The sequence below is a fragment of the Pedococcus sp. P2_D9 genome, from assembly GCF_056404275.1.
Genome location: NZ_JBFUEI010000008.1, coordinates 42,891 through 63,971, shown reverse-complemented (window position 1 = coordinate 63,971; position 21,081 = coordinate 42,891). Strand labels below are relative to the sequence as shown.

The 21,081-nt window shown below is 70.8% G+C and carries 20 protein-coding genes; 13 read left to right on the top strand and 7 right to left on the bottom strand.

The features are described 5' to 3' along the window. Window positions 1-35 precede the first annotated feature (35 nt). Window positions 36-530 carry a MarR family winged helix-turn-helix transcriptional regulator gene (locus AC1DXJ_RS13560; protein ID WP_477637207.1) on the bottom strand — a complete coding sequence of 165 codons (495 nt, stop codon included), beginning with the start codon at window positions 528-530 and terminating at the stop codon, window positions 36-38. A gap of 76 nt (window positions 531-606) precedes the next feature. On the opposite strand from AC1DXJ_RS13560, the gene AC1DXJ_RS13555 reads away from it, so the two are divergent. Then, on the top strand, window positions 607-810 hold the full coding sequence (locus AC1DXJ_RS13555; protein WP_477637206.1) for a hypothetical protein: 204 nt from the start codon (window positions 607-609) through the stop codon (window positions 808-810). On the opposite strand, the gene AC1DXJ_RS13550 is transcribed toward AC1DXJ_RS13555, so the two are convergent. The 3 genes from AC1DXJ_RS13550 to AC1DXJ_RS13540 all read right to left on the bottom strand — a co-directional run bounded on the left by AC1DXJ_RS13550 (window position 804) and on the right by AC1DXJ_RS13540 (window position 3,396). Continuing rightward, entirely contained in the window at window positions 804-2,096 is a 1,293-nt protein-coding gene (locus tag AC1DXJ_RS13550) for a D-alanyl-D-alanine carboxypeptidase/D-alanyl-D-alanine-endopeptidase (protein WP_477637205.1), read from the bottom strand. The two genes, AC1DXJ_RS13555 and AC1DXJ_RS13550, sit on opposite strands and share 7 nt — an antisense overlap. A 196-nt stretch (window positions 2,097-2,292) precedes the next feature. Continuing rightward, window positions 2,293-2,580, bottom strand: coding sequence for a DUF1905 domain-containing protein (locus tag AC1DXJ_RS13545; RefSeq protein ID WP_477615775.1), 288 nt, complete (start codon window positions 2,578-2,580; stop codon window positions 2,293-2,295). Window positions 2,581-2,688: 108 nt separating this feature from the next. Beyond that, window positions 2,689-3,396 (bottom strand): SGNH/GDSL hydrolase family protein, encoded by a 708-nt coding sequence (locus AC1DXJ_RS13540; protein ID WP_477637285.1) that lies wholly within the window; start codon window positions 3,394-3,396, stop codon window positions 2,689-2,691. Here AC1DXJ_RS13540 and AC1DXJ_RS13535 point away from each other — a divergent pair. Continuing rightward, on the top strand, window positions 3,305-3,595 hold the full coding sequence (locus AC1DXJ_RS13535) for a hypothetical protein (protein WP_477637289.1): 291 nt from the start codon (window positions 3,305-3,307) through the stop codon (window positions 3,593-3,595). The two genes, AC1DXJ_RS13540 and AC1DXJ_RS13535, sit on opposite strands and share 92 nt — an antisense overlap. A gap of 1 nt (window position 3,596) precedes the next feature. On the opposite strand, the gene AC1DXJ_RS13530 is transcribed toward AC1DXJ_RS13535, so the two are convergent. Continuing rightward, complete coding sequence (locus AC1DXJ_RS13530) at window positions 3,597-3,743, bottom strand: hypothetical protein (protein WP_477637204.1); 147 nt, start codon at window positions 3,741-3,743, stop codon at window positions 3,597-3,599. Window positions 3,744-4,045: 302 nt separating this feature from the next. Between AC1DXJ_RS13530 and AC1DXJ_RS13525 the strand changes: the two genes are divergently transcribed. The 11 genes from AC1DXJ_RS13525 (at window position 4,046) to AC1DXJ_RS13475 (ending at window position 19,583) form a co-directional block, all read left to right on the top strand. Beyond that, on the top strand, window positions 4,046-5,284 hold the full coding sequence (locus AC1DXJ_RS13525; RefSeq protein WP_477637203.1) for a toxic anion resistance protein: 1,239 nt from the start codon (window positions 4,046-4,048) through the stop codon (window positions 5,282-5,284). 104 nt (window positions 5,285-5,388) lie between these two features. Beyond that, entirely contained in the window at window positions 5,389-5,967 is a 579-nt protein-coding gene (locus tag AC1DXJ_RS13520) for a hypothetical protein (protein ID WP_477637202.1), read from the top strand. Continuing rightward, window positions 5,964-7,460, top strand: coding sequence for an AAA family ATPase (locus AC1DXJ_RS13515; protein WP_477637201.1), 1,497 nt, complete (start codon window positions 5,964-5,966; stop codon window positions 7,458-7,460). The genes AC1DXJ_RS13520 and AC1DXJ_RS13515 overlap by 4 nt, the downstream gene beginning before the upstream one ends. Further along, on the top strand, window positions 7,457-8,878 hold the full coding sequence (locus AC1DXJ_RS13510; RefSeq protein ID WP_477637200.1) for a hypothetical protein: 1,422 nt from the start codon (window positions 7,457-7,459) through the stop codon (window positions 8,876-8,878). Before AC1DXJ_RS13515 ends, AC1DXJ_RS13510 begins: the two co-directional genes overlap by 4 nt. Next, window positions 8,875-9,894: a glutamate ABC transporter substrate-binding protein gene (locus AC1DXJ_RS13505; protein WP_477637199.1), complete on the top strand. Its 1,020-nt coding sequence runs from the start codon at window positions 8,875-8,877 to the stop codon at window positions 9,892-9,894. The genes AC1DXJ_RS13510 and AC1DXJ_RS13505 overlap by 4 nt, the downstream gene beginning before the upstream one ends. Continuing rightward, complete coding sequence (locus AC1DXJ_RS13500) at window positions 9,891-11,108, top strand: hypothetical protein (RefSeq protein ID WP_477637198.1); 1,218 nt, start codon at window positions 9,891-9,893, stop codon at window positions 11,106-11,108. Before AC1DXJ_RS13505 ends, AC1DXJ_RS13500 begins: the two co-directional genes overlap by 4 nt. Beyond that, a complete protein-coding gene (locus tag AC1DXJ_RS13495) occupies window positions 11,105-13,336 on the top strand; it encodes a serine/threonine-protein kinase (RefSeq protein ID WP_477633497.1) in 2,232 nt (743 codons plus the stop codon). The genes AC1DXJ_RS13500 and AC1DXJ_RS13495 overlap by 4 nt, the downstream gene beginning before the upstream one ends. Then, on the top strand, window positions 13,333-14,532 hold the full coding sequence (locus AC1DXJ_RS13490) for a PP2C family protein-serine/threonine phosphatase (RefSeq protein WP_477633498.1): 1,200 nt from the start codon (window positions 13,333-13,335) through the stop codon (window positions 14,530-14,532). Before AC1DXJ_RS13495 ends, AC1DXJ_RS13490 begins: the two co-directional genes overlap by 4 nt. Beyond that, window positions 14,513-15,790, top strand: a complete 1,278-nt coding sequence (locus AC1DXJ_RS13485) for a vWA domain-containing protein (RefSeq protein ID WP_477633499.1) — start codon at window positions 14,513-14,515, stop codon at window positions 15,788-15,790. The genes AC1DXJ_RS13490 and AC1DXJ_RS13485 overlap by 20 nt, the downstream gene beginning before the upstream one ends. Continuing rightward, entirely contained in the window at window positions 15,787-16,656 is an 870-nt protein-coding gene (locus AC1DXJ_RS13480) for an FHA domain-containing protein (protein WP_477637197.1), read from the top strand. The genes AC1DXJ_RS13485 and AC1DXJ_RS13480 overlap by 4 nt, the downstream gene beginning before the upstream one ends. A gap of 236 nt (window positions 16,657-16,892) precedes the next feature. After that, on the top strand, window positions 16,893-19,583 hold the full coding sequence (locus AC1DXJ_RS13475) for a response regulator (RefSeq protein ID WP_477637196.1): 2,691 nt from the start codon (window positions 16,893-16,895) through the stop codon (window positions 19,581-19,583). Between the two features lie 72 nt (window positions 19,584-19,655). Here the strand turns inward: AC1DXJ_RS13475 and AC1DXJ_RS13470 are convergent, their stop codons facing one another. Next, window positions 19,656-20,150, bottom strand: coding sequence for a hypothetical protein (locus AC1DXJ_RS13470; RefSeq protein ID WP_477637195.1), 495 nt, complete (start codon window positions 20,148-20,150; stop codon window positions 19,656-19,658). 392 nt (window positions 20,151-20,542) lie between these two features. Beyond that, window positions 20,543-20,872, bottom strand: coding sequence for a hypothetical protein (locus AC1DXJ_RS13465; RefSeq protein WP_477637194.1), 330 nt, complete (start codon window positions 20,870-20,872; stop codon window positions 20,543-20,545). Window positions 20,873-21,081: the final 209 nt, after the last annotated feature.

Genomic DNA, 21,081 nt, shown 5'->3' with positions numbered 1-21,081 from the left:
TTCGAACACCTGTTCGAATGTCAACCAGGGTATGGCTAGGAACCTGAGTGTTGCTGAGCGCCCCGGGGCGGCTCCGCGGCAGCGGCGATCAGGTGGGTGAGGCTGTCGCGCATGGCTTCGAGCTCGCTGATGCTCATCCCGAGGCGGTCGATGATCGCGGGTGGGATGCGCTCGGCACGCTTGCGGGCGGCCGCGCCCTTCCTGGTGAGGGAGACCGCCAGGGCGCGGTCGTCGAGGGGGTCGCGGTCACGGCTGACCATGCCGCTGGCTTCGAGGCGCTTGAGCAGGGGGGAGAGCGTCGCCGGCTCCAGACTGAGTCGCTGGGCGAGGTCGCCGACCCGCAGTGGTGAGTCCTCCCAGAGGGCCAGCATGACGAGGTACTGAGGGTGGGTCAGGCCCATCGGCTCGAGTAGTGGCCGATAGAGCGCGATCACGTTGCGCGACGCGACGGCCAGGGCGAAGCAGACCTGCCGGTCGAGCTTCAGCAGGTCGACCGGCGTCGTGGGCGCGGGGGTGGCTCTGGTGGTCACGATTTCGAGTCTAGGGGACAGGGCGCTATCGTTAGTGCACAGATAGTTAGGACACTAAAGAACTGTGGAGTAAGCAATGAGCAAGGCTGACCGCGAGGGACTGTCGATGGCCTATCGGATCGCCTACCGCGTCAAGGTGATCGGCATGCACTTGTACGGGCCGGCACAGCTCGGCGAGGTGGAGGACCCGCACCGCCGGCTCGAGCGCCAGCGCGCTGCCAAGGTCGCCGCGGCCCGCCGGGCCCGCGGGCAGCGAGAGTCCAGCCGGCTCGGTCAGTAGCAACCGGTGACGGTTGCCGCGAGCATGTCGATGTTCTGGCGCATCGCGGTCATCGACGTGGGCTTTCCGTTGATGACGAACGCAAAGGCCTTGACCCGACCGTCCGTGCCGAGCGTCCAGCCACTCAGCGCTACCGCGTCGGTCAGGGTGCCGGTCTTGGCGTGGACCTTGCCGACGGCGCACTTCGAGGTCGACGCGGTGAACCGGCTGTAGGACGCCCGCAGGGTGCCCGTCTGGCCCGAGATCGGCAGGCCGGCGTTGCTGCGCAGGAGGGCGAACGGGGTCGCGTTGGCGGGTTCGAAGACGTTGGTCACGAGCCGTGCGAGCTGCAGTCCGGTGAGGCGGTCGCTGCGCGAGAGCCCGGACCCGTCATACAGGACGTTGGCGGACAGGCCCTCGCTGCGCAGCCGCGCGGTCTGCGCGGACCTCGCTGCGGTCCAGGTCTTGCCGTAGCCCAGCTTGATGCCGACCAGGCGGTGCAGCGCCTCGGCGTGCTCGTTGTCGGACTCGAGCATCATCCGCGACACGATCTGGCTGACGGTCTGCCCCGCCGAGGTGGCGAGCACCGGGCTGGTCGAGCTCGCCGTGCCCCGCCCGATCCGGGTCACGGTGAGGCCGTAGGTCTTGAGCTTGCCCGCGAACAGGGTGGCCGCGTCGATGCTGGTGTCGGAGACCTGTCGCCCGTCGACCACCAGGGCCCGCAGCCACGTGGTGTCGGCGGGGATGTACGTCGAGCGCCACCCCGTCGCCAAGGTGGGCGGGGCGAAGAGGGTGTCGTCGGCATACAGGCGGACGCGGAGCTGGCCACGCGCCTTCATGGCGGCAGCCGTGGTCTTGGCGAGGGCGGTGAGCTGGGCCGATGAGAAGGAGGGGTCGCCGGAGCCGACGAGGATGACCTGGTCTGCCTGCGGGCCGCGCCTGACCTTCGTCGTGAACCGGGCGGACGCGCCGAAGACCCGGAGGGCGTTGGTGGCCGTCACCCACTTGGCGGTCGAGGCGGGCATGTAGCCGGCGCTGCCGTTCTTGCTCCACACGACCTTGCCGCTCGCGGCGTCGATGACTGCCCCGGTGAACGACGTGCCGAAGCGTGTCGTCGTGACCCGACCCTGCAGCTTCGTCGCGATCCGGGTGTCGGCCGCGGTGTTGACGTAGGTCGTGGTCGTGGCAGACGCCACGGCGGCGTTCGCGCTGCCCGTGGTCGCCAGGACGGGCGCGACACCGAGGGCGCCGGCCAGCGCGGCGATCGTGAGTCGACGGAAGGTCACGGAGCGGGGGCGTGAAGTCATGCCGGTCCTCAGGTGAAAGTGCTGCCCCGTGGGGACGGTTGGGGCAGGTGTGACTGCGGGGGATGGGGCGAAGGTACGCCCGCCCGCGGCCCAGTGGGGACTTTGGACCGATATTCACAGCGTTTCTGCCCGTTCACCCGAGTTGGAGGTGCCCGTATGCCGTGTGGCCCGGCCGTGGCCGCGGCCCCCACGCCCGTCAGGCGTCGACGAAGAGCCGGACCGTCGTGGTCGTGCCGAGCTCGAGTCCCTCGGCCCGACGCACGGCGTCCTTCAGCGGCACGATGTAGCGGCCGTCCTTCGGCCAGAGAGAGGTCTTCCAGTTGGTCTCGCCGATCCGGACCTGGACCGGGATCATCCCCCAGCCGTAGCTCACCAGCCCGGCCGTCGCATCGAGGGCATCGCAGAAGTCCTCGGGCACGGTGACGAAGTGGAACGGCGACGGCCCCTTCCAGAACCAGATCTCACCGCTGAACTCCATCTCCATCCCGCACAGGATAGGAGCGCCGGATCGGCGAGTGCTCGCCTCGCCGCCGACGCGCGTCGGGTGAACGATCGGGGGCCAGGGCCGACAGCGACAGTCCCCTCGGCTGGACTATCCCAGGCGTAGGACCGAGACGACCACCGGCCACTCGGCCGCCGCGATGTTCGCGTGGCCTGCGATCGACGGATGACGGTGGTCCTCACCGTAGTCCTCGAGATGCATTGCCATCCGCGCCGCCGCCCCGCCGTCGGTGTGGCACTGGCTGATGCCCTCGCATGCACGAGCCAGCTGTGCCTCGTATGCCGCGAGCAGGCCAGTCACGCGCGCGACCTCTGCCTGGTTGACGGTGCGGTTTGCCGAGAAGAGATAGCAAGGCCTCGTGTCGATGAAGGCCGAGGGGGTGCTTGGCAGGGCCATGATGGCTGCCGCGTAGCCGGCTGGCCTGCCGGGGTCGCCGATCAGCAGCACGCTGGTCTGGGGCGATGCCTTGACGATCGTCTGTACGGCCCGCCGCACGGACGCGCGAAATTCGGCGTAGTGCTCTGGATCAGTTCCGTCGCAGCGCAGGTCGTTACCCACGATCTGCACGATCACCAGCGCCGGATAGGGGAGCCGCGAGAGGCCTGCAGTCGCCTGCTCGACGAGCCTCTCCGACGTAGCCGCATCTCGGGCTGAGTTGACCACGTTGCCGGTTGTCTCAGGTCTGGCTTCGAGCAGGCGCTGATAGATGCTGCGCACGGCGGGGTTGGACCCCGTGGCCCAGGAGTTGGCAGCAGTGTCCGTGCCGGGACTCGCCGGGTCCGACTGGAAGCCGGTCATCCAGGAGTGCCCGATCGCCATCACTCCAATGGGGTGGTCGGGGCGTCCCATGGCAGTGGCAGGAGGCGCGGGTGAACGGGGTGACTGGCTGGTGGATGAGGTGCCGGTTGATGGCGTCGTCGCATCGCCCGCGCAGGCCACCACTGTGGCGAGCAGCGCGATGGTCCCCGCCGCGATGCGCCACGCTCGAGCCATGTGAGCTAGCCCCCGAACCCGCCATACATGTGCGACTCGGAGTCGCGGATGGCACCGCAGCGCTCGCACTGCAGGAAGTGTTCACCTTCCTTGCGGTGCTTCCCCACCCACTGATGTCTGGTCAGCTTGCAGATCACCTTCGCGAGCTTCACCCCCACGAGTGTTCTCCTGTGAAGGCTCCTTGTCACGGTGCGGGCAGCTCCCTGGGCGTTGGGGGGAGAAGCCTACGCGGCAAGGCAGCGACGTTGTGTCACGTCCGGCACAGACGTCGCGGATTCCCATGAGCACCATGGAGCCATGAGCACCACAGAGCATGGGCGCGTGGTGCCCGCCCAGCCCTTACGGATGGGTCGGCGTAATCCCCGAACAGCGGCCTGGGAACCGCGTACATTGGCCGTTCGTCAACAAGGACAGCGAGCCGGGCCCATCGGCACTGCGGAGGAGACGAACCGTCATGACCGACACACAGCCAGGACCGCTCCAGCCCCCGGCCACGCAGGCAGCCACCCTGACGTTGACCGCGCCCACGGCGCCGGCGCCGGTCCAGGCCACGGCCGCCCCCAGGATGGCCCCGGCCATCGACGCCGCAGCCCTGCCCGCCCTCGACGCCAAGGTCGACGCCTACCTCGAGGCGCTGCTGTCCGAGGCTCCCAGGTCGCCCGGGTTCGCGGCCAAGTCGGCGGACGTGCGCACGATGGGCGACGGCGACATCCGCCAGGCCGCCGAGACCTCGAACCGCCTCCTCAAGGCCCCGGTGAAGGCGCTCCAGGAGGGCGCGCTCGCGGAGGGCTCCACGGTCGGCGCGACGCTGCTCGAGCTGCGCCGGACGATCGAGGACCTCGACCCCAAGGAGGCGACCGGTGCCCGCAAGCTCTTGGGCATGGTCCCCTTCGGCGACAAGGTCGCGGACTACTTCCGCAAGTACCAGTCGGCGCAGAGCCACCTCGACGGCATCCTCCACGCCCTGCGCGACGGCCAGGACGAGCTGGGCAAGGACAACGCCGCCCTCAACCTCGAGAAGCAGCTGCTGTGGGACTCCATGGCAAGGCTCAACCAGTACGTCTACGTCGCAGAACGGCTCGACGCACACCTCGCCGCCCGCATCGCCGACCTCGAGGCGACCGACCCCGACAAGGCCACCGCCCTGCGCGAGGACGTCCTCTTCTATGTCCGCCAGAAGCACCAGGACCTGCTCACCCAGCTGGCCGTCTCGATCCAGAACTTCCTGGCCATCGACGTCGTCATCAAGAACAACGTCGAGCTGATCAAAGGGGTCGACCGGGCCTCGACGACCACCGTCTCTGCGCTGCGGACCGCCGTCATCGTGGCCCAGGCCCTCAGCAACCAGAAGCTCGTCCTCGAACAGATCTCGGCCCTCAACACCACGACGTCCGGCATGATCGAGCGCACCAGCGAGATGCTGCGCGACAACTCCGTGCGCATCCAGGAGCAGGCCGCCTCCGCCACCATCGGACTGCCCCAGCTCCAGGCGGCGTTCCAGAACATCTACGCCACCATGGACGCCATCGACAGCTTCAAGGTGCAGGCCCTGGACACGATGGCCGCGACCATCGGCACGCTCGAGACCGAGGTCGGCAAGTCGCGGTCCTACCTCGACCGGGTCGAACGCCAGGACCAACAGGTGGCTCACGGATCGCTGGACCTGGGCAATTCGGTGGCTGCCGGACGCTGAGGGGTGGCGTGGGGGATAGTGAGCACATGTCGGGTGGGTTCTGGGATCGCCTCCTGCGCCGGCCGCAACAGCCGGTCGGCGAAGTGGGCTTCCGCGTACCCGCGGTGCCTACCAGCGACGACCTCTTTGGCGCCCTCGACCGCGTCGAGGCGATGGTGGCGGGCGGCGCCGTTCCCGCGCCGGTCGCCTCACGGGTCAGACGGGTCGACCGGGTCGTGCGTGACACCATTCCGCGGCTGTCCAGCCTCGGCGCGGGGAGTCCTCAGGCGTACTCCGTGATGGCCACTGCGACCGACTACCTCCCCGAGGCGGTCGGTGGCTACCTGCGCCTCCCGCGGCAGTTCGCCGACAGCCGTCCCGTCGACCGCGGCAAGTCCTCGCTCATGGTGCTCATCGACCAGCTCGACCTGCTCGCCTCGACGATGGACAAGGTCTACGACGCGGTATGCCGCGACGACGCCGCCGCGCTCGTGGCCCACGGGCGGTTCCTCGCGGAGAAGTTCGGGACCGCCTCGTCGGGTGGGTCCCTCAACGTGGACGCCACCCCCCTGCCCGCCATGCCGGCCACGCCCGCGGCGCCGGTCATGGTGGACCGGCCAGACCTCCCCGCTGCGAAGCCGCCGGACGAGGACACCGGCAGCTTCGAACGCCTCCAGCCGCCCGCCGGACGGGATGCCTCATGAGCGCAGCCAGCCTGGTCGAGGCCGTCGACGTCGCGGCCGCGCTGGCCTCGAGCGCGGGGTTGGACCCGGACTCCGCGCGGTCCGAGGCGCTCAGCCTCGCGGCGGCGGTGGCCGAGTCGGCTCCGGGTGCGGCCTCGGACTGGGCGCGGGCCCTCGGCCAGGCCACCACGCAGGACTTCTTCGACGCGGCGAGCCGGGGCCGTCGCTGGCGCGAGTCGCCGACGGCGTCGCTGAGCACCCTTGTCGCGCAAGGGTCTTCGTCAGCCCGGGCCTACGCCGAGGCCCTCGCCGAGGTGGCCTCCGCGGCGTGCCAGCTCGGCGAGCCGACGATGCGCGTCATCGGCAACGCCTCCGTCGCGGCCGCCGCCCAGCTCTCGGCGGTGCCCGGTGGCGCCCCCACGACCGCGCCGCCCGGCGGCGCGACCTACGCCCCGACGACAGTCGCGACGCCCTCGGAGGCGACGGCGACGCGGCATACGGAACCGCAGTCGTTTGCCCCACCCGCGGCGCCTGCCACGCCCGCCCAGACCGCGCCCGTGGGAGCCCCGGCCGTGCCCAACACGCAGGCCACCCCCGCGCCGGCCCGGAGCCTCGACGAGCTGCTGGCAGAGCTCGACGCGCTGGTCGGCCTGAAGCGGGTCAAGCGCGAGGTCCACCGTCAGGTGGCCGTGCTGCGCATCGAGCGCCTGCGCACCGACGCAGGCCTGAAGAGTCCCTCCATCACCAGGCACCTGGTGTTCACCGGCAACCCCGGCACCGGCAAGACGACGGTGGCGCGACTGGTGGGCGGCATCTACCAGGCGCTGGGCCTGCTGTCCCGCGGCCAGCTCGTCGAGGTCGACCGGTCCGAGCTCGTCGCCGGCTACCTCGGCCAGACCGCCACCAAGACCGCCGAGGTCGTCGAGTCCGCGGCGGGTGGGGTGCTGTTCATCGACGAGGCCTACAGCCTCACCGGTGCCGGGCCCCAGGGCGACCAGTACGGCCAGGAGGCGGTCGACACCCTCGTCAAGGAGATGGAGGACCGGCGCGACGACCTCGTCGTCATCGTCGCCGGCTACCCGGCGCCGATGGAGGCGTTCATCGACGCGAACCCCGGGCTGGCCAGCCGGTTCCGCACGACCATCGAGTTCGAGGACTACAGCGACGACGAGCTGGTGGAGATCCTCGTGAAGCTCGCGCGGGGTGCCGACTACGAGCTGCTGCCCGAGGCCACCGAGCGGTTCCGCGAGGTGCTCGGCCGCACTCCCCGCGGGAGCAGCTTCGGCAACGGCAGGTTCGCGCGCAACGCCCTCGAGGCGGCCATCGGCGCGCACGCCTGGAGGCTGCGCGAAGTCGACGCCCCGTCCCTCGACCAGCTCAGACAGCTCGTGGCGCGCGACTTCGACGAGGAGCCTCTCGAGGACGGATCCGCCGGCGGTCCATCGGCGTCAGAGCCTGTGCTGACCCCTGCGGATCCGGGACCCCGTGACCGCCCCCTTGGAGGTATGCCGTGACGACCCCCGCGACCGCGACTGCGGCGACGCCTGCCCCCGTGAGCACCGCTCCCGTGCCCGGTGCCCGCGCCACCTCCAGCCCGGCTCCCGGTTCCGCCCCGGGTCCCGCCACCGGTCCCGCCGCCGGTTCCGACCCCGGATCCGCCACCCCGGCCGGGCTCGCCGGACGGGCCTCCGCGCTGCTCGTGCGGCTCCGCGCGAGCCTGGAGGAGACCCCCGGTCGGATGCGTTGGCTGGCCGCGCTGGGCGTGGCAGCTGCTCTGGCCTTCGGGCTCGCCGGCGGGCAGGCCTTCCGGTCCGCCAGCGGTGCCCTCGAGAGGGCCGGGGCCAACACCGACCAGCTCGTGCGGATCCAGGCCATCCAGACCAACCTGGTCCAGGCCGACGCCGACGCCACCAACGCCTTCCTCGTCGGAGGGCTGGAACCGCCCGCCCAGCGCGCCGACTACCTCAGGGCTGTCGGGTCCGCCACCGAGCTGATCGCCGAGGCGGCGCAGCACCAGCCGGCCGACGGTCCGGCCCTGGGCGCCCTGAACCAGTCGCTGGTCGCCTACGCCAGCCAGATCGAGCGCGCCCGGGCCAACAACCGCCAGGCGCTGCCGGTGGGCGCGCAGTACCTCAGGGACGCCAGTGCCAACCTGCGAGCCGACGCGCGGCCGATCCTGAAGAACCTCGTCGACGCCAACGACAAGCGGGTCGACGCCGAGTTCGACAACGCCGGACGGGCAGCCCTGTGGCTGGTCATCGTCGGGCTGCTCGCCCTGGTGGTCCTGGCGCTCGAGCTGGTCTGGCTGGCTCGCCGGACCAGGCGCTACCTCAACGTCCCGCTCGCGGCCAGCGCCGTCCTGGTCCTGGTCGCCCTCGTGGTCGGCGTCGTGGCACTCACGGCAGTGGCACGCTCCGTCGACACGGTGCGGACCGGGGTCTATGCCGCGACGCTCTCGACCGCGAAGGCCCGGATCGCCGCCTTCGACGCCAAGTCGAACGAGAGCCTCACGCTCATCGCCCGTGGTTCCGGCGATGCCTTCGAGAAGGCCTGGAAGGACTCCGATGCCGCGGTGCGGACCGAGCTCTCACACCTCGCGGGCAACCCTGCGTACGCCGGGTCGGGCGCCCTGCCGTGGCCCGGGTACGTGAGCGTGCACCGGCAGATCCGCACCCTCGACGCCAAGGGGGACTGGGACGGTGCCGTGAAGCTCGCCACCGGGACCGGGGCCAAGGCAGGCAACGGGTCCTTCGCCCAGTTCGACACCGCGTCGGCGCGGCAACTGTCCAGCCTCAACGCCGAGGTCGCCTCGCGCCTCGACGGGGCCGGCGCCTGGCTCCCGGTGGGCGGCGCGCTGGGTGTCCTGGCCGGGCTGCTGGCCGCGGCCCTGGCCTGGCGGGGCTTCTCGCTCCGGCTGGAGGAGTACCGATGAGCCGCCTGCGCGCAGCGGCGCTGGCCACCGTCACGGTGGTGACGTGCCTGGCGGTGGCATCGTGCTCCAACGCGGGCGCCTACGAGCAGACGCCGATACCGAAGAACCACGTCAGCGCCACCACGACTCCGACAACGCCCCCCACCACGACGACGCCGACGCCGACGAACCCCGACGTCGTGGCCGCCAACTGTCTGCCGTCCTACGCCCCGCCGGCGACGCTTCCGAGCCCCGGACAGATGCCCGCGGGCAGCACGATGGCCCGGATCCAGGCTCGCGGTCGCCTGATCGCCGGGGTCTCGGCCGACACCCTGCTGCTCGGCTCGCGTGACCCCGTCACGGGCAAGATCGTGGGCTTCGACATCGACATGCTGCACGCGGTCTCGCAGGCGATCTTCGGCAACCCCGACAAGATCGAGTTCCGTGTCATCACCTCGGGGCAGCGTCTGCCGGTGCTCGAGGCTGGCACTGTGGACATCGTGGCCCGCAACATGACCATCACCTGTGTCCGCTGGAAGACGATCGCGTTCTCCAGCGAGTACTACCGGTCCGGACAGAACGTGCTGGTCCGCCGAGGGGACACGTCCAAGAACGGTGGCCCCATCACCGGCATGGCCGACCTGGTCGGCAAGAAGGTGTGCGCACCCAACGCCACCACGAGCATGGACAAGCTCCGGACCTTCACCGGCGTCGTGCCCGTCGGCGCGGACACCCACACCGGCTGCCTGGTGCTGTTCCAGGAGGGCAAGGTCGACGCCATCATCGGTGACGCCACGGTGCTGGCGGGTCTCGTGGCCCAGGACCCTTACGCCCTCGTCGTCAAGGGCCCCACCTTCACCGCCGAGCCGTACGGTCTGGGGTTCAACGCGGCGAACGTCGACTTCGTGGCGTTCGTCAACGGTGTGCTGGCGCAGATGCGGGCGGACGGCCGGTGGACCAAGAGCTACAACTCCTGGCTGGCCCCGGCGCTGGGCCCGGCGCCGATCCCGGTCGCTGTGTACGGACGGACCCGGTGACTGCCACCATGGCCAGCGCCTCGGCTCCCGTCGCACCGGGACGGCTCGGCACGCCCCTGGTTGCCCTGGAGGCCCTGCGCTACCTCGAGGCGCTGGGCGCCTGGCGGGACCAGCGCAAAGCCGAGCTCGACCTGCTCGACGAGGCTGCGCTCGAGGCTCCGGACCAGTCAGCCTTCACGGGCGACCTGCTGCTCTCGATGGCCCTCTGGAAGTCGGTCTCCGACCGCTACGACCTGCTCACGGCCACCTGGGACTCGGGGCGCGCGGGCCCGACGGAGCTGGAGCGACTCTCCACTCTCGTCTGGGGCAGGGTCGACGCCACCCTCGCGGTCTCGCTGCCCGAGGCGTGCCGCCTCTCGGATGCGCTGGCCACCTCGTTGCGCGCCCGGCTGGGCCTCGACACGTCGCAGGCCGACGTCACCACCCGGCTCCGTGAGCTGCGCGCCGCGGTCGAGCGCATCAGGGACCTCGTCGACGGCGCGCCCTCCTCCACCGACGCAACGGAGTCGTCCACGTCACCCACCACGTCATCCACCGCGTCGACGCTGGCGCGGCTCTCGGCGCGCGTCGACGACCTCGGCGCCCGCTTCCAGCGCGGTGCGGACGTCGGGGGCCTGCTGGGTCCCCTGGAGCACGACGCCGCTCGCGCCGAGCGTGACCTCATCGTCGCGGCCTCGCGGCGCGCGGCCGACTCCCGTGACGCAGCCCGGGCCCAGGCCCTCCGTGCCGAGCTCGAGGCCCAGGGCGCCGCACTGCGTGACCTCGCGGCCCGGTGCGTCGCCGAGGTGGTGTCGCCCCCTCGGTTCGCCGTGCCCGACGTGTCCACCCTGGGGCCCGTGCCGAGCGGCCCCGCGGCCGTCGACGCCTACCTGGTGCGCCTGGACAAGGTCCGTCGCGCCATGACCGTCGCGCAGGACGCGTATGCCGCGGCGTTGTCCGAGCGCGACGAGCTGCGCGGGCGCCTCGGGGCGTATGCCGCGAAGGCTGCGGCTCTCGCCGCCTCACCGTCGGACGCAAGGGTCGACGCGGGGCGGGCGCGAGACCTGGAGGAGCTCGAGACCCGCGCCCTCGAGGTGCTGGACCAGACCCCGGCCGACCTGGCGCGCGCGAGAGCCCTCGTCGCGGCATACCAGGCCTATCTCGGGGCCGCGCTGGGCAGCGCCCAGAGCACGCCACGCCAGACCGGCCGGCCCGGTTCAGGAGCAGCATCATGACCACGACCGTCGCGTGCACCCAGCCGGGCTGCACCGGAACGATTCTCGACGGGTACTGCGACGTGTGCGGCTCACCGGGCGCCACTGCTGCCGCGTCCCCGGACATGTCGGTGCCGACGGCGCCGGCCGGCATCGACCAGACCCCGTCCATGGTGTCGCGGGCCTCCAACCGACTCGCCTCCACGGCCCTGGGGTCGGCCCGAAACGCCAGTGGTAGCAAGGTCACCCGCCGGCTGGGCACGTCCTCACAGCGACTGCGCGGGGCCCGGCTCGGGGCAGGGCTGACCTCGATCCCACCCGTGCCGACGGTCGACGCGGCCAAGGCGGTGCTGGCGGACCCGATGGTTCCGGAGGAGCGGCGGACATGCCCGTCGTGCGGGTCTCCCGTCGGCCGGTCCCGGGACGGCCGCCCCGGCCGCACCGAGGGTTTCTGCCCCACGTGCCGCAACCCGTTCTCCTTCACCCCCAAGCTGCACGAGGGCGACGTCGTCGGTGGACAGTACGTCGTCGCCGGCGCGATCGCCCACGGCGGACTGGGCTGGATCTATGCCGCGCGCGACCGCAACGTGTCCGACCGCTGGGTCGTGCTCAAGGGCCTGCTGAACTCGGGCGACCCCGACGCGCTGGCCGCGGCCATCGCCGAACGCCAGTTCCTGGCCCAGGTCGAGCACCCGCTCATCGTCGAGATCTACAACTTCGTGTCGCACGAGGGCGCGGGCTACATCGTCATGGAGTACGTCGGCGGCACCTCGCTCAAGCAGCTGCTCAAGGACCGGATGAAGAAGGCGGGCGGCACCTACAGCCCCCTGCCGGTGGACCAGGCGATCGCCTTCGTCATCGAGGTGCTCCCGGCCTTCCAGTACCTCCACGACCTCAACCTCGTCTACTGCGACTTCAAGCCCGACAACGTGATCCAGGTCGGCGATGCCGTCAAGCTCATCGACCTCGGTGGGGTGCGGCGGCTCGACGACGTCGACTCGGCGATCTACGGCACGACCGGCTACCAGGCGCCGGAGGTGCCACAGGTCGGGCCCTCCGTGGCCTCGGACATCTACACCATCGGCCGCGCGCTCATGGTCCTCACCACCGAGTTCCGCGGGTACCAGAGCACCTACGTCGCCTCGCTCCCGCCGATCGACGAGACACCCCTGTTCCAGAAGCACGACTCGCTCTACCGGCTGCTGCTCAAGGCTTGTGCGCCCGATCCTGCCGACCGGTTCGTCAGCGCCGACGAGTTGCGCGTCCAGCTCCTCGGGGTGCTGCGAGAGGTCGTTGCCCTCGAGCGCGAGGGAGCTGCGGAGCACTCGACCTCGTCCCTGCTCTTCGACGTGCCCACGGTCTCGGACGACTCCCTGGCCTGGCAGCACCTGCCCACCTTGCGCCGGGACGAGGGCGATCCCCAGGCGTCCTGGCTGCGGACGGTGAGCATCGACGATCCCGCCCAGCGGCTGGTGGCCCTGGAGGGCGCGCCGGCGACGAGCCCCGAGGTCCTGCTGGCCACCGCGCAGGCAGCCCTGCACGCGGGCGACTACGACCGGGTGGACCAAGCCGTACAGGCCCTGCTGACCGACGACCCCTGGGAGTGGCGCGCGGTCTGGATGGACGGCCTCGTCGCGCTCGCCCGCGGCAGGACGGCAGATGCCCAGAGTGCCTTCAACGCCGTCTACGGCCAGGTGCCGGGCGAGCTCGCCCCCAAGCTGGCTCTCGCGTTCGCCTGCGAGACCGGCGGCGAGGCCGATGTGGCCGAGTCCCTCTACGTCACGTGTGTCCGCACCGACGCCAACTACATCGCGCCGGCGGCGTTCGGCCTGGCCCGGATCCGCGCCGGCCGTGGTGACGTCGACGGCGCGGTCCGTGCCCTCGACCTCGTGCCGGCGACGAGCCGTGCCTTCACGCAGGCCCGCCGCCGACGGGCCGGGCTCCTCGCCGAGTCCGGTGGTGGGCTGCCGGCCCTCGCCGCGGCGCTCGAGAGCATCGACAACCTGACGATCGACCCGGTCGACCGCTCCCGCTTCCGCGTCGATGTGCTCGAGGCGGCCCTGTCGGTGGTGACCACGCAGGGCGCTGACCCGACGGTCTCCCTCGCGGGTCATCCTGCCTCGGAGCCCGCGCTGCGCGACGGGCTCGAGTCCGCGTACCGCGACCTCGCGACGCACGCTCCCAGCCAGCAGGAGCGCGTCCGGCTCGTCGACCAGGCCAACTCGGTGCGCCGGTGGACGCTGCGATGACAGGGACCGGGAGTGGCGTGGACGCCGAGGCCACCCGAGAAGAGGGTGGTATGCCGTTGGTGGACGTGGCGCTTTCGTGTCCAGCCTGCTCGGCTCCGATCGGCGAGAGCGACCGGTTCTGCGAAGCCTGCGGCGCCGAGCTGACTCCTGCGGTGGCACCACCGCCGCAGGCGGCACCCGTGGCGGTCGCCAGGGCGTGCCACGAATGTGGCGGCGTGGTCGCCCCTGACGGCTACTGCACCCAGTGCGGTGCCGAGGCCGTCAGCGAGCGCGACCACTTCGTCGAGACACCTGCCCCGTGGGTTGCCGCGGTCTGCGACCGCGGTATCCGCCACTCCCGCAACGAGGACGCCATGGCGCTGCACGCCGGGGCCGAGCCGGGCAGCCACGCCGTGCTCGTCGTCTGCGACGGGGTGTCGTCCTCCACCGACTCCGACGTGGCCAGCCTCGCCGCCGCGCGGGCGGCGCGCGACCTGCTCACCGTCTCCCGCCCGCAGGCGCTCGGCACCGCGGCGACCCGGCGCAACGCGACGGCGAGGGCCATGGAGGTCGCCGTCGACGCCGCCAACGACGCGGTCATCCGCAACACCACCGCAGGCCCTGGGAACCCGGCGTCGTGCACGTTCGTCGCCGCGGTCATCCAGGAGTCCCAGCTCGTCGTGGGCTGGGTCGGGGACAGCCGGGCCTACTGGTTGCCCGACGCGGGTGCCGGGCAGCTGCTCAGCGTCGACGACTCGTTCGCTGCGGAGCAGATTGCCGCCGGGGTGGCGCGCGCGGATGCGGAGAACGGGCCACAGGCGCATGCCATCACCCGGTGGCTGGGCATCGACGCGCCGGACCACACCCCGCGAACGACCTCACTCGACCTGACCGAGCCCGGGTGGGTGATGGTGTGCTCCGATGGCCTCTGGAACTACTGCTCCGAAGGGGAGGCGATGTCAGTCCTGTTGCGCGACACTGCTTCGACCACCGGCTACGCCCCGCTCGACCTTGCCGACGGCCTGGTCGACTGGGCGAATGCCCAGGGCGGCCAGGACAACATCACGGTGGCCCTCGCCCGGGTCGGTCCACCGACGCCCGTGTCGACGACGCCGACTTCGACGGCGCCGGGCACGGCGGAAGCTGGCACCACTCCCGAGCCGGCGCAGGCGGCATACCAACAGGAAGGCACGCCAGATGGCAACGTTCTCAGCTGAGGTGTTCCAGAACGAGTTCCTGCCCGACGGCGGGACGGACGTCCACGCCATCGTCACGGTGACGTGTTCCGGCGCGGGCGAGGCGGGGCAGACGGACTCGGGCGAGGCCGGCGAGATCGTCATCGTCGACACCTCCGGCTCGATGAAGGGCGAGAACATCGTCGCCGCCCAGCAGGCTGCCGCCGCGGCGCTCGACCAGGTGCTCGACGGTGTCTGGTTCGCCGTCATCGCGGGCAGCCACCTGCCACGCCTGGCGTTCCCCGTCACCCCGGAGCCCGCCATGGTGCGGATGGACTCACAGGTCCGGGCCCAGGCCAAGGCAGCGGTCGGCTCGTTCTTCGCCGATGGCGGGACCGCCATGGGCACCTGGCTCAGGCTGGCCACCAAGGTGTTCGCGTCGGTGCCCACGCTCGCGCAGAGGCACGCGATCCTCCTGACCGACGGCATCAACCAGCACGAGTCACCGCAGGAGCTCAGCGCCGCCATCGAGCAGGCCAGGGGCCTCTTCCAGTGCGACTGCCGCGGCGTCGGCGAGGACTGGCAGGTGGCCGAGGTCCGCCGCATCGCGACAGCACTGCTGGGCAGCGTCGACCTGATCGCCCGCCCCGAGGACATGGCGGCGGACTTCGAGCAGATCATGCGTCAGGCGATGGGCCGCGGTGTCGCGGAGGCGTCGCTGCGGGTGTGGGCGCCGCAGGGGGCCGAGGTGCTGTTCGTCAGACAGGTCGCGCCGACCGTCGAGGACCTCACGCCACGTCGGCAGGAGGTCAACCCGCTGACCGGTGGCTATCCCACCGGCTCCTGGGGCGACGAGGCACGGGACTACCACGTGGCGGTGCGGCTGCCCGCGAAGTCGGTGGGACAGGAACAGCTCGCCTCGAGGGTGCAGCTGGCCGTGGGTGACACCGTGGTGGCCCAGGGCCTGGTCAAGGCGCTGTGGTCCAACGACGACACCCTGACGGCGCGGATCGACCCCGCCGTCGCGCACTACACCGGGCAGGCCGAGCTCGCCGAGGCCATCCAGGACGGCCTCGCCGCGAAGGCAGCGGGTGACACGACCACGGCGACCGCCAAGCTCGGGCGGGCGGTCCAGCTCGCGGCGCAGACCGGCAACGACGAGGCGACCAGCCGCCTGCGCAAGATCGTCGAGATCGACGACGCGGACACCGGCACGGTCCGGCTGCGTCGAGCGGTGAGCAAGCTCGACGAGATGGCGCTCGACACGGCCTCGACCAAGACGACGCGGGTGAGGAAATGAGCGCCGTCAGGTGTCCGAACGGGCACGAGTCCGTCGCGACGGACTACTGCGACGTCTGCGGGGCGCCCATCGCGCAGGAAGGTGCCGCGTCGGCCGGCCCGTCCGCCGGCGCGTCAGCGGCTGGGGGAGCGAGCGGTGCTGCGGCTCATGGCGCGGCTCCTGACGCCGCTCCTGACGCCGCTCCTGACGGTGGGGCATCGAGCGGGCAGGCGGCGACGCAGGAGTGCCCCAACTGCGGGACCGACAACGACTCGGCCGCCCTGTTCTGCGAGGCGTGCGGCTACGACTTCACGACCGGCACGATGCCACGGCCGGCGGAGGTCGCGCCGACCTCTGCTCTCGACCTGGGCGCCGGGGTGGGGTCTGCCGGCCCGCCGCCCGACGCGCAGGCACCTGACGCGCAGGCACCTGACGCGACGGCACCCGACCCGCAGGCGCCCGTTGCGCCCGAGGTCTCCGTCGGCTGGGTGGTCGAGGTGTGGGTCGACCCTGACTGGTACGCGTCCCAGGAGAGCGACGACCCGTGCCCGTCGCCCGGACTCCCGGAGACTCTGCCGTTGCGGCGGCAGAGCCTGCTCATCGGCAGGCCGTCGGTCAGCCGAGGGATCCACCCCGACATCGACCTCGCCTCCGACCCCGGGGTGAGCCGCCGGCAGGCCCAGCTCACGACCGACGGTTCGCGGTGGTGGGTCGAGGACCTGCAGTCCTCCAACGGCACCTACGTCGGTTCCGCGAGCGGCCCGCTGCCCGAGAACCCGGTGACACCGGGCCAGCGTCGCGAGCTCGCCGAGGGCGACCGGGTCTATGTCGGGGCGTGGACCCGGCTTGTCGTGCGGCGCGCGACGGCGGAGGAACAGGCACTCTGACCTACCGGACGGTGCCGAGGTCGTCGGCAGGTGCACCGACGCCGGCCCACGCAAACCTGCGCGGCCACAGGCAGCGTCACCCTTTGGAGGTAGGCATGGGTCCTGATCTGGGGGCAGACTGCTGAAGGTGCTGGAACGGCATACCTGAGGCGGTGGGCGCGCTGAGGGTGCCGGCACCGCACGACTGAGGGTGCTGGAACCGCACGCCAGCTGTGATGTCGCGATCGGAGGCGCACGTGACCGAGTCCGAGGACAGGTCTGCAGCGAGCGCCGCGGCCGTGGCGCGGCTCCAGGCCAGGCTGGCCGAGACGCAGGAGCAGCTGGCCGCGACGAGCGAGATCCTGGCTGTGCTCGGGACGTCCGCGTCGGGTGAGGCCGAGGTGTTCGACGCGATCGTGGAGCGGGCTCGCCGGTTGTGCTGGGCCGATGCCGCGACGATCCACATCGCCACCGAGCACAACTTCACCATGGTGCACTCGGTCGGCCTGCGGCCCGACTACCTGGAGCTGGCCACTCGCAAACCGGTGCCGCGTGACCGCACCTCGCTGGTCGGCCGGGTCGGCCTGGACGGCAGGACCCAGCAGATCGTCGACGTGCTCGCCGACCCTGACTACGACCGCCCCGAGTTCCAGAGCAAGAGCGGCATCCGGACGATCATGGGCGCTCCCATGATCGTCGAGGACGAGGTGGTGGGGGTGCTGTCGGTGTGGCGCACCATCGTCGACCCGTTCGACGACCGGGTGAGGAGCCTGCTCAGCACGTTCGCGGCGCAGGGAGCCCTGGCCCTGCGGAACGTGGGCCTCTTTCGGGCGCTCGAGAGCCGGTCGGACGAGCTGTCGTGGAAGGTCGAGCAGCTCGAGGCGCTCTCTGAGGTCGGTGAGGCGATCAGCTCGTCCCTGGACCCCGACGAGGTGCTGACGACGATCGTCAAGCACGCCGTCCAGCTCTCGGAGACCGACGGCGGATCGCTGATGGAGTACGACGAGGAGACCCGGCTGTTCGGGGTGCGCACGACCTACGGCACCAGCCGCGACGTGGTCGAGCGGCTTCGGCAGTCCCGCATCCACGTCGACGAGACCTTCGTCGGCCGGACGGCCGCCTCGCGCACGGTGGCTCAGATCCCCGACCTGTCCGAGCGCCAGGACCTCGACCCGCACCTGACCCTGCTCCACGAGTCCGGCTGGCGCTCTCTCGTCGCGATCCCGCTCACCCGGGCCGACCGGATCGTCGGCGCGCTGGTCGTGCGGCGCAAGCAGCCCGGTGTGTTCAGCGACGAGACGTGCGAGCTGCTGTCCTCGTTCGCCAGCCAGTCGGCCATCGCGCTGACGAACGCCCGGCTCTACCAGCAGCTCGAGCGGCAGAGCGCCGAGCTGGCCGATGCGAGCCGGCACAAGTCCGAGTTCCTGGCGAGCATGTCCCACGAGCTCCGGACGCCGCTCAACGCGGTGATTGGCTTCTCGGAGGTGCTGCTGGAGCGGATGTTCGGCGAGCTCAACGAGCGTCAAGCCGACTACCTCCAGGACATCCACAGCGCGGGTCGCCACCTGCTCGCACTCATCAACGACGTGCTCGACCTGTCGAAGGTCGAGGCAGGTCACATGGAGCTCGACCGGACCTCCTTCGATGTGGCCGAGGCCCTCGACTACGCGCACCTGCTGGTCCGCGAAAGGGCCTCTCAACACCGGATCAAGGTCACGGTGGACGCGTCCAAGGAGGAGCTGGGGACGATCTGGGCCGACCAGCTGCGGTTCAAGCAGATCATGCTCAACCTGCTGAGCAACGCCGTGAAGTTCACGCCCGACGGAGGTCGGGTGCGCGTCGTCGCGCACCGGGTCGAAGGGGATCTCGAAGTCAGCGTCACCGACACGGGCGTGGGCATCGCCCCGGAGGACCAGGCCCGGATCTTCGACTCCTTCCAGCAGGGCGGTCGATCCAGCTCGTCTGCCGAGGGCACGGGCCTGGGTCTGACGCTGACCCGCCGGATCGTTGAGTTGCATGGCGGGACGCTGTGGCTCGAGAGCACCCTCGGGGTCGGCAGCACGTTCGGGTTCCGGATCCCCTTGAGCGCCCAGCCGCGCCTGGTGCCCGACGCCGACGCTGACGCTGAGGCAGACGCCGACACTCTCGCCGACGCTGGCGCCGACTGGGGTCGCGACGGGGAGGACTCCCGGCCGGCGATCCTCATCATCGAGGACGACGAGAACTCCGCGGAGCTGGTTTCCGTGCACGTCCGCGCGGCCGGTCTTCGGCCGGTGGCGGTGGGGACCGGCGAGGAGGGACTGGACGCGGTGCGCTCGATGCACCCGGCCGCCGTCATCCTCGACATCCGGTTGCCCGGCATGGACGGCTGGGACGTCCTGGGCGCGCTCAAGGCAGAGCCCTCGACGGCCGACACGCCGGTCGTCGTCGTGAGCGTGCTCCCCGAACGCGGCCGCGGCTTCGCGCTCGGCGCCTCCGACTACCTCGTCAAGCCGGTGGCCAGGGACGACCTCCTCGCCGCCCTGCGCCGGGTGGGGGTGGGCCGGCCCCACCAGGTGGCGCACCGGCGGATCGTGGTGGTCGACGACGACCCGGCAGCGCTCGAGCTGGTGCAGGTCACCCTCGAACCACTCGGCTGGGACGTGCGGACCTGCGCCCACGGCGCGGAGGCCCATGCGGTCGTGCGCAGCGAGTCGCCGGCCGTGGTCCTCGTCGACCTGCTCATGCCGGACACCGATGGCTTCGCGGTCATCGACGCGCTCCACCACGACCCGAACACGCAAGGCATCCCCATCGTCGTGCTCACCGCCAAAACGCTCACGGCCGCCGATCGGCGCCGGCTCAAGGGGCGCGTGGAGTTCGTGGCCTCCAAGAGCCGTCTCGACCTGATCCAGCTCTCCACCCGGTTGGCCGGCCTCGCCGGAGTCCCCGCCGCCCTGCCGGACTAACTACCTTGGGTATGCCGCGTGGCCGGCTCCTTCGTCGCCCGAGTTTCCTCGCGGTTGGCGGCGAGAACGGGCTCAGCTGAGCGCTGCACAGAGGTCGAGCGCCGATCCGGAGTGGCTCTGTACTTCCCAGACTCCGCTTGGCGAGACGGTGTAGGTCACCTGTCCCGTGTAGAGCGTGGTGGACGGCCCTCCGACATCGGTGGAGAACAAGATGATGATGTAGTGCCCGGTGGCGTTGACGATCTGGCTTCCGTCCGCGCGGGTCGTGGTGCGAGTGACTGCTCCGTTGGACTGGAACGACACGGCCTGCTGGGTGTCGTCGTTGGTGACGGTGACGTTGCTCCCCGTCCCGGCGACGATGACGCGACTCGGGTTGCCGCCTTGGCCGTTGGCGGGTCGCACGCTCTGATTGCCACCAGAGACGGTGAACGTCACGGGGAAGTCTGCGCAGGCTTCTCCCTGGGGCAGTGAGAAGCTGTCGGCGTAGCTGGCTGCGGGTGCGGCCAAGAGCGCGGCCCCGGCGCAAAGGACAGCGAAGGTGGCACGCGCGAAAGTCTTGCGGGACATGGTTAACCTGCCTTTGCTTGGGCTTGAGGGCGTTGCCTACATCAACACCCTCCTACCCACGGACGCGTTCGGCTTCCTCCAATTGGCGTAATCACGGCGTGGAGCGAACCACGTGACATAGCGACGTTCAGGCTGCTCCTCGGTTTGGCTGCGGAGCGCCAAGAGGTTGTCCTATTAACCTGGGCCGCTCGGGCCTCCGCCGCCGACGATGTACTGGGCCCGCGAATCGGGCTCGCCGTCGCCGAACTCGACCAGGCCGCACCGCTGGCACGTCGACTTGACCGTGTGATCCGGCAACCGGTGATGATTCCATCGGTGGCCCACGAGACGGCATGTCACGCGCTTCACGTCCATGACTTGCAGTGTGAGCGTGTTTGCAGTTTCACGCAGGGCTAATCCGAAAGGAGGCCGAGAGCCCTGCTGGCGAGGCTGCGGACCAGAACCATCTCGTCACTCGCGATGACGTCATTGGTGGCCGCATTCGTCGGTACCAAGCGCAAGGCCGCATCCAGCTCGCGCAGGCACTGGTCCGCTCTATCCCCGAACACCTCGGTCTCCCCATCGAGGGCGTCGCCCAAGCCGCTGTCGTCGAACAGCCGCTCCCAGCATTCCTCGAGCGAGGACTGTCCGGACGGAGTCAGGCTGGACCAGAGTTGGCGTTGGTGCTCCCCGTCGGCGAGCTCGCCGAGTGCGTCGCGAACCATGTCGCTATAGACCTGCATTTCGCAACCTTTCGACGATCGGGGTTCTTCACTGTCCCGCAGAGCGAGCTCATTACATCTCGCGACTAGACGGCGAGGAGCGAATCAATGTCTGATTCGCGACCTTGGGCTGTGGCCCTCGAGCAGATTCGCACCGCCGACACCCGCCTTAGGAGGCCGACCAAGGTCGACGGACTTGATCGGATTCCCTTCTGTAGCAACGGAAATGC

Bases quoted from the DNA above. Each gene is read 5' to 3' on its own strand.
- AC1DXJ_RS13515 (WP_477637201.1), top strand. From the start codon at position 5,964: ATGAGCGCAGCCAGCCTGGTCGAGGCCGTCGACGTCGCGGCCGCGCTG.
- AC1DXJ_RS13525 (WP_477637203.1), top strand. From the start codon at position 4,046: ATGACCGACACACAGCCAGGACCGCTCCAGCCCCCGGCCACGCAGGCA.
- AC1DXJ_RS13535 (WP_477637289.1), top strand. From the start codon at position 3,305: ATGCTGCGCACGGCGGGGTTGGACCCCGTGGCCCAGGAGTTGGCAGCA.
- AC1DXJ_RS13495 (WP_477633497.1), top strand. From the start codon at position 11,105: ATGACCACGACCGTCGCGTGCACCCAGCCGGGCTGCACCGGAACGATT.
- AC1DXJ_RS13480 (WP_477637197.1), top strand. From the start codon at position 15,787: ATGAGCGCCGTCAGGTGTCCGAACGGGCACGAGTCCGTCGCGACGGAC.
- AC1DXJ_RS13485 (WP_477633499.1), top strand. From the start codon at position 14,513: ATGGCAACGTTCTCAGCTGAGGTGTTCCAGAACGAGTTCCTGCCCGAC.
- AC1DXJ_RS13545 (WP_477615775.1), bottom strand. From the start codon at position 2,580: ATGGAGATGGAGTTCAGCGGTGAGATCTGGTTCTGGAAGGGGCCGTCG.
- AC1DXJ_RS13470 (WP_477637195.1), bottom strand. From the start codon at position 20,150: ATGTCCCGCAAGACTTTCGCGCGTGCCACCTTCGCTGTCCTTTGCGCC.
- AC1DXJ_RS13490 (WP_477633498.1), top strand. From the start codon at position 13,333: ATGACAGGGACCGGGAGTGGCGTGGACGCCGAGGCCACCCGAGAAGAG.
- AC1DXJ_RS13550 (WP_477637205.1), bottom strand. From the start codon at position 2,096: ATGACTTCACGCCCCCGCTCCGTGACCTTCCGTCGACTCACGATCGCC.
- AC1DXJ_RS13540 (WP_477637285.1), bottom strand. From the start codon at position 3,396: ATGACCGGCTTCCAGTCGGACCCGGCGAGTCCCGGCACGGACACTGCT.
- AC1DXJ_RS13555 (WP_477637206.1), top strand. From the start codon at position 607: ATGAGCAAGGCTGACCGCGAGGGACTGTCGATGGCCTATCGGATCGCC.
- AC1DXJ_RS13505 (WP_477637199.1), top strand. From the start codon at position 8,875: ATGAGCCGCCTGCGCGCAGCGGCGCTGGCCACCGTCACGGTGGTGACG.
- AC1DXJ_RS13465 (WP_477637194.1), bottom strand. From the start codon at position 20,872: ATGCAGGTCTATAGCGACATGGTTCGCGACGCACTCGGCGAGCTCGCC.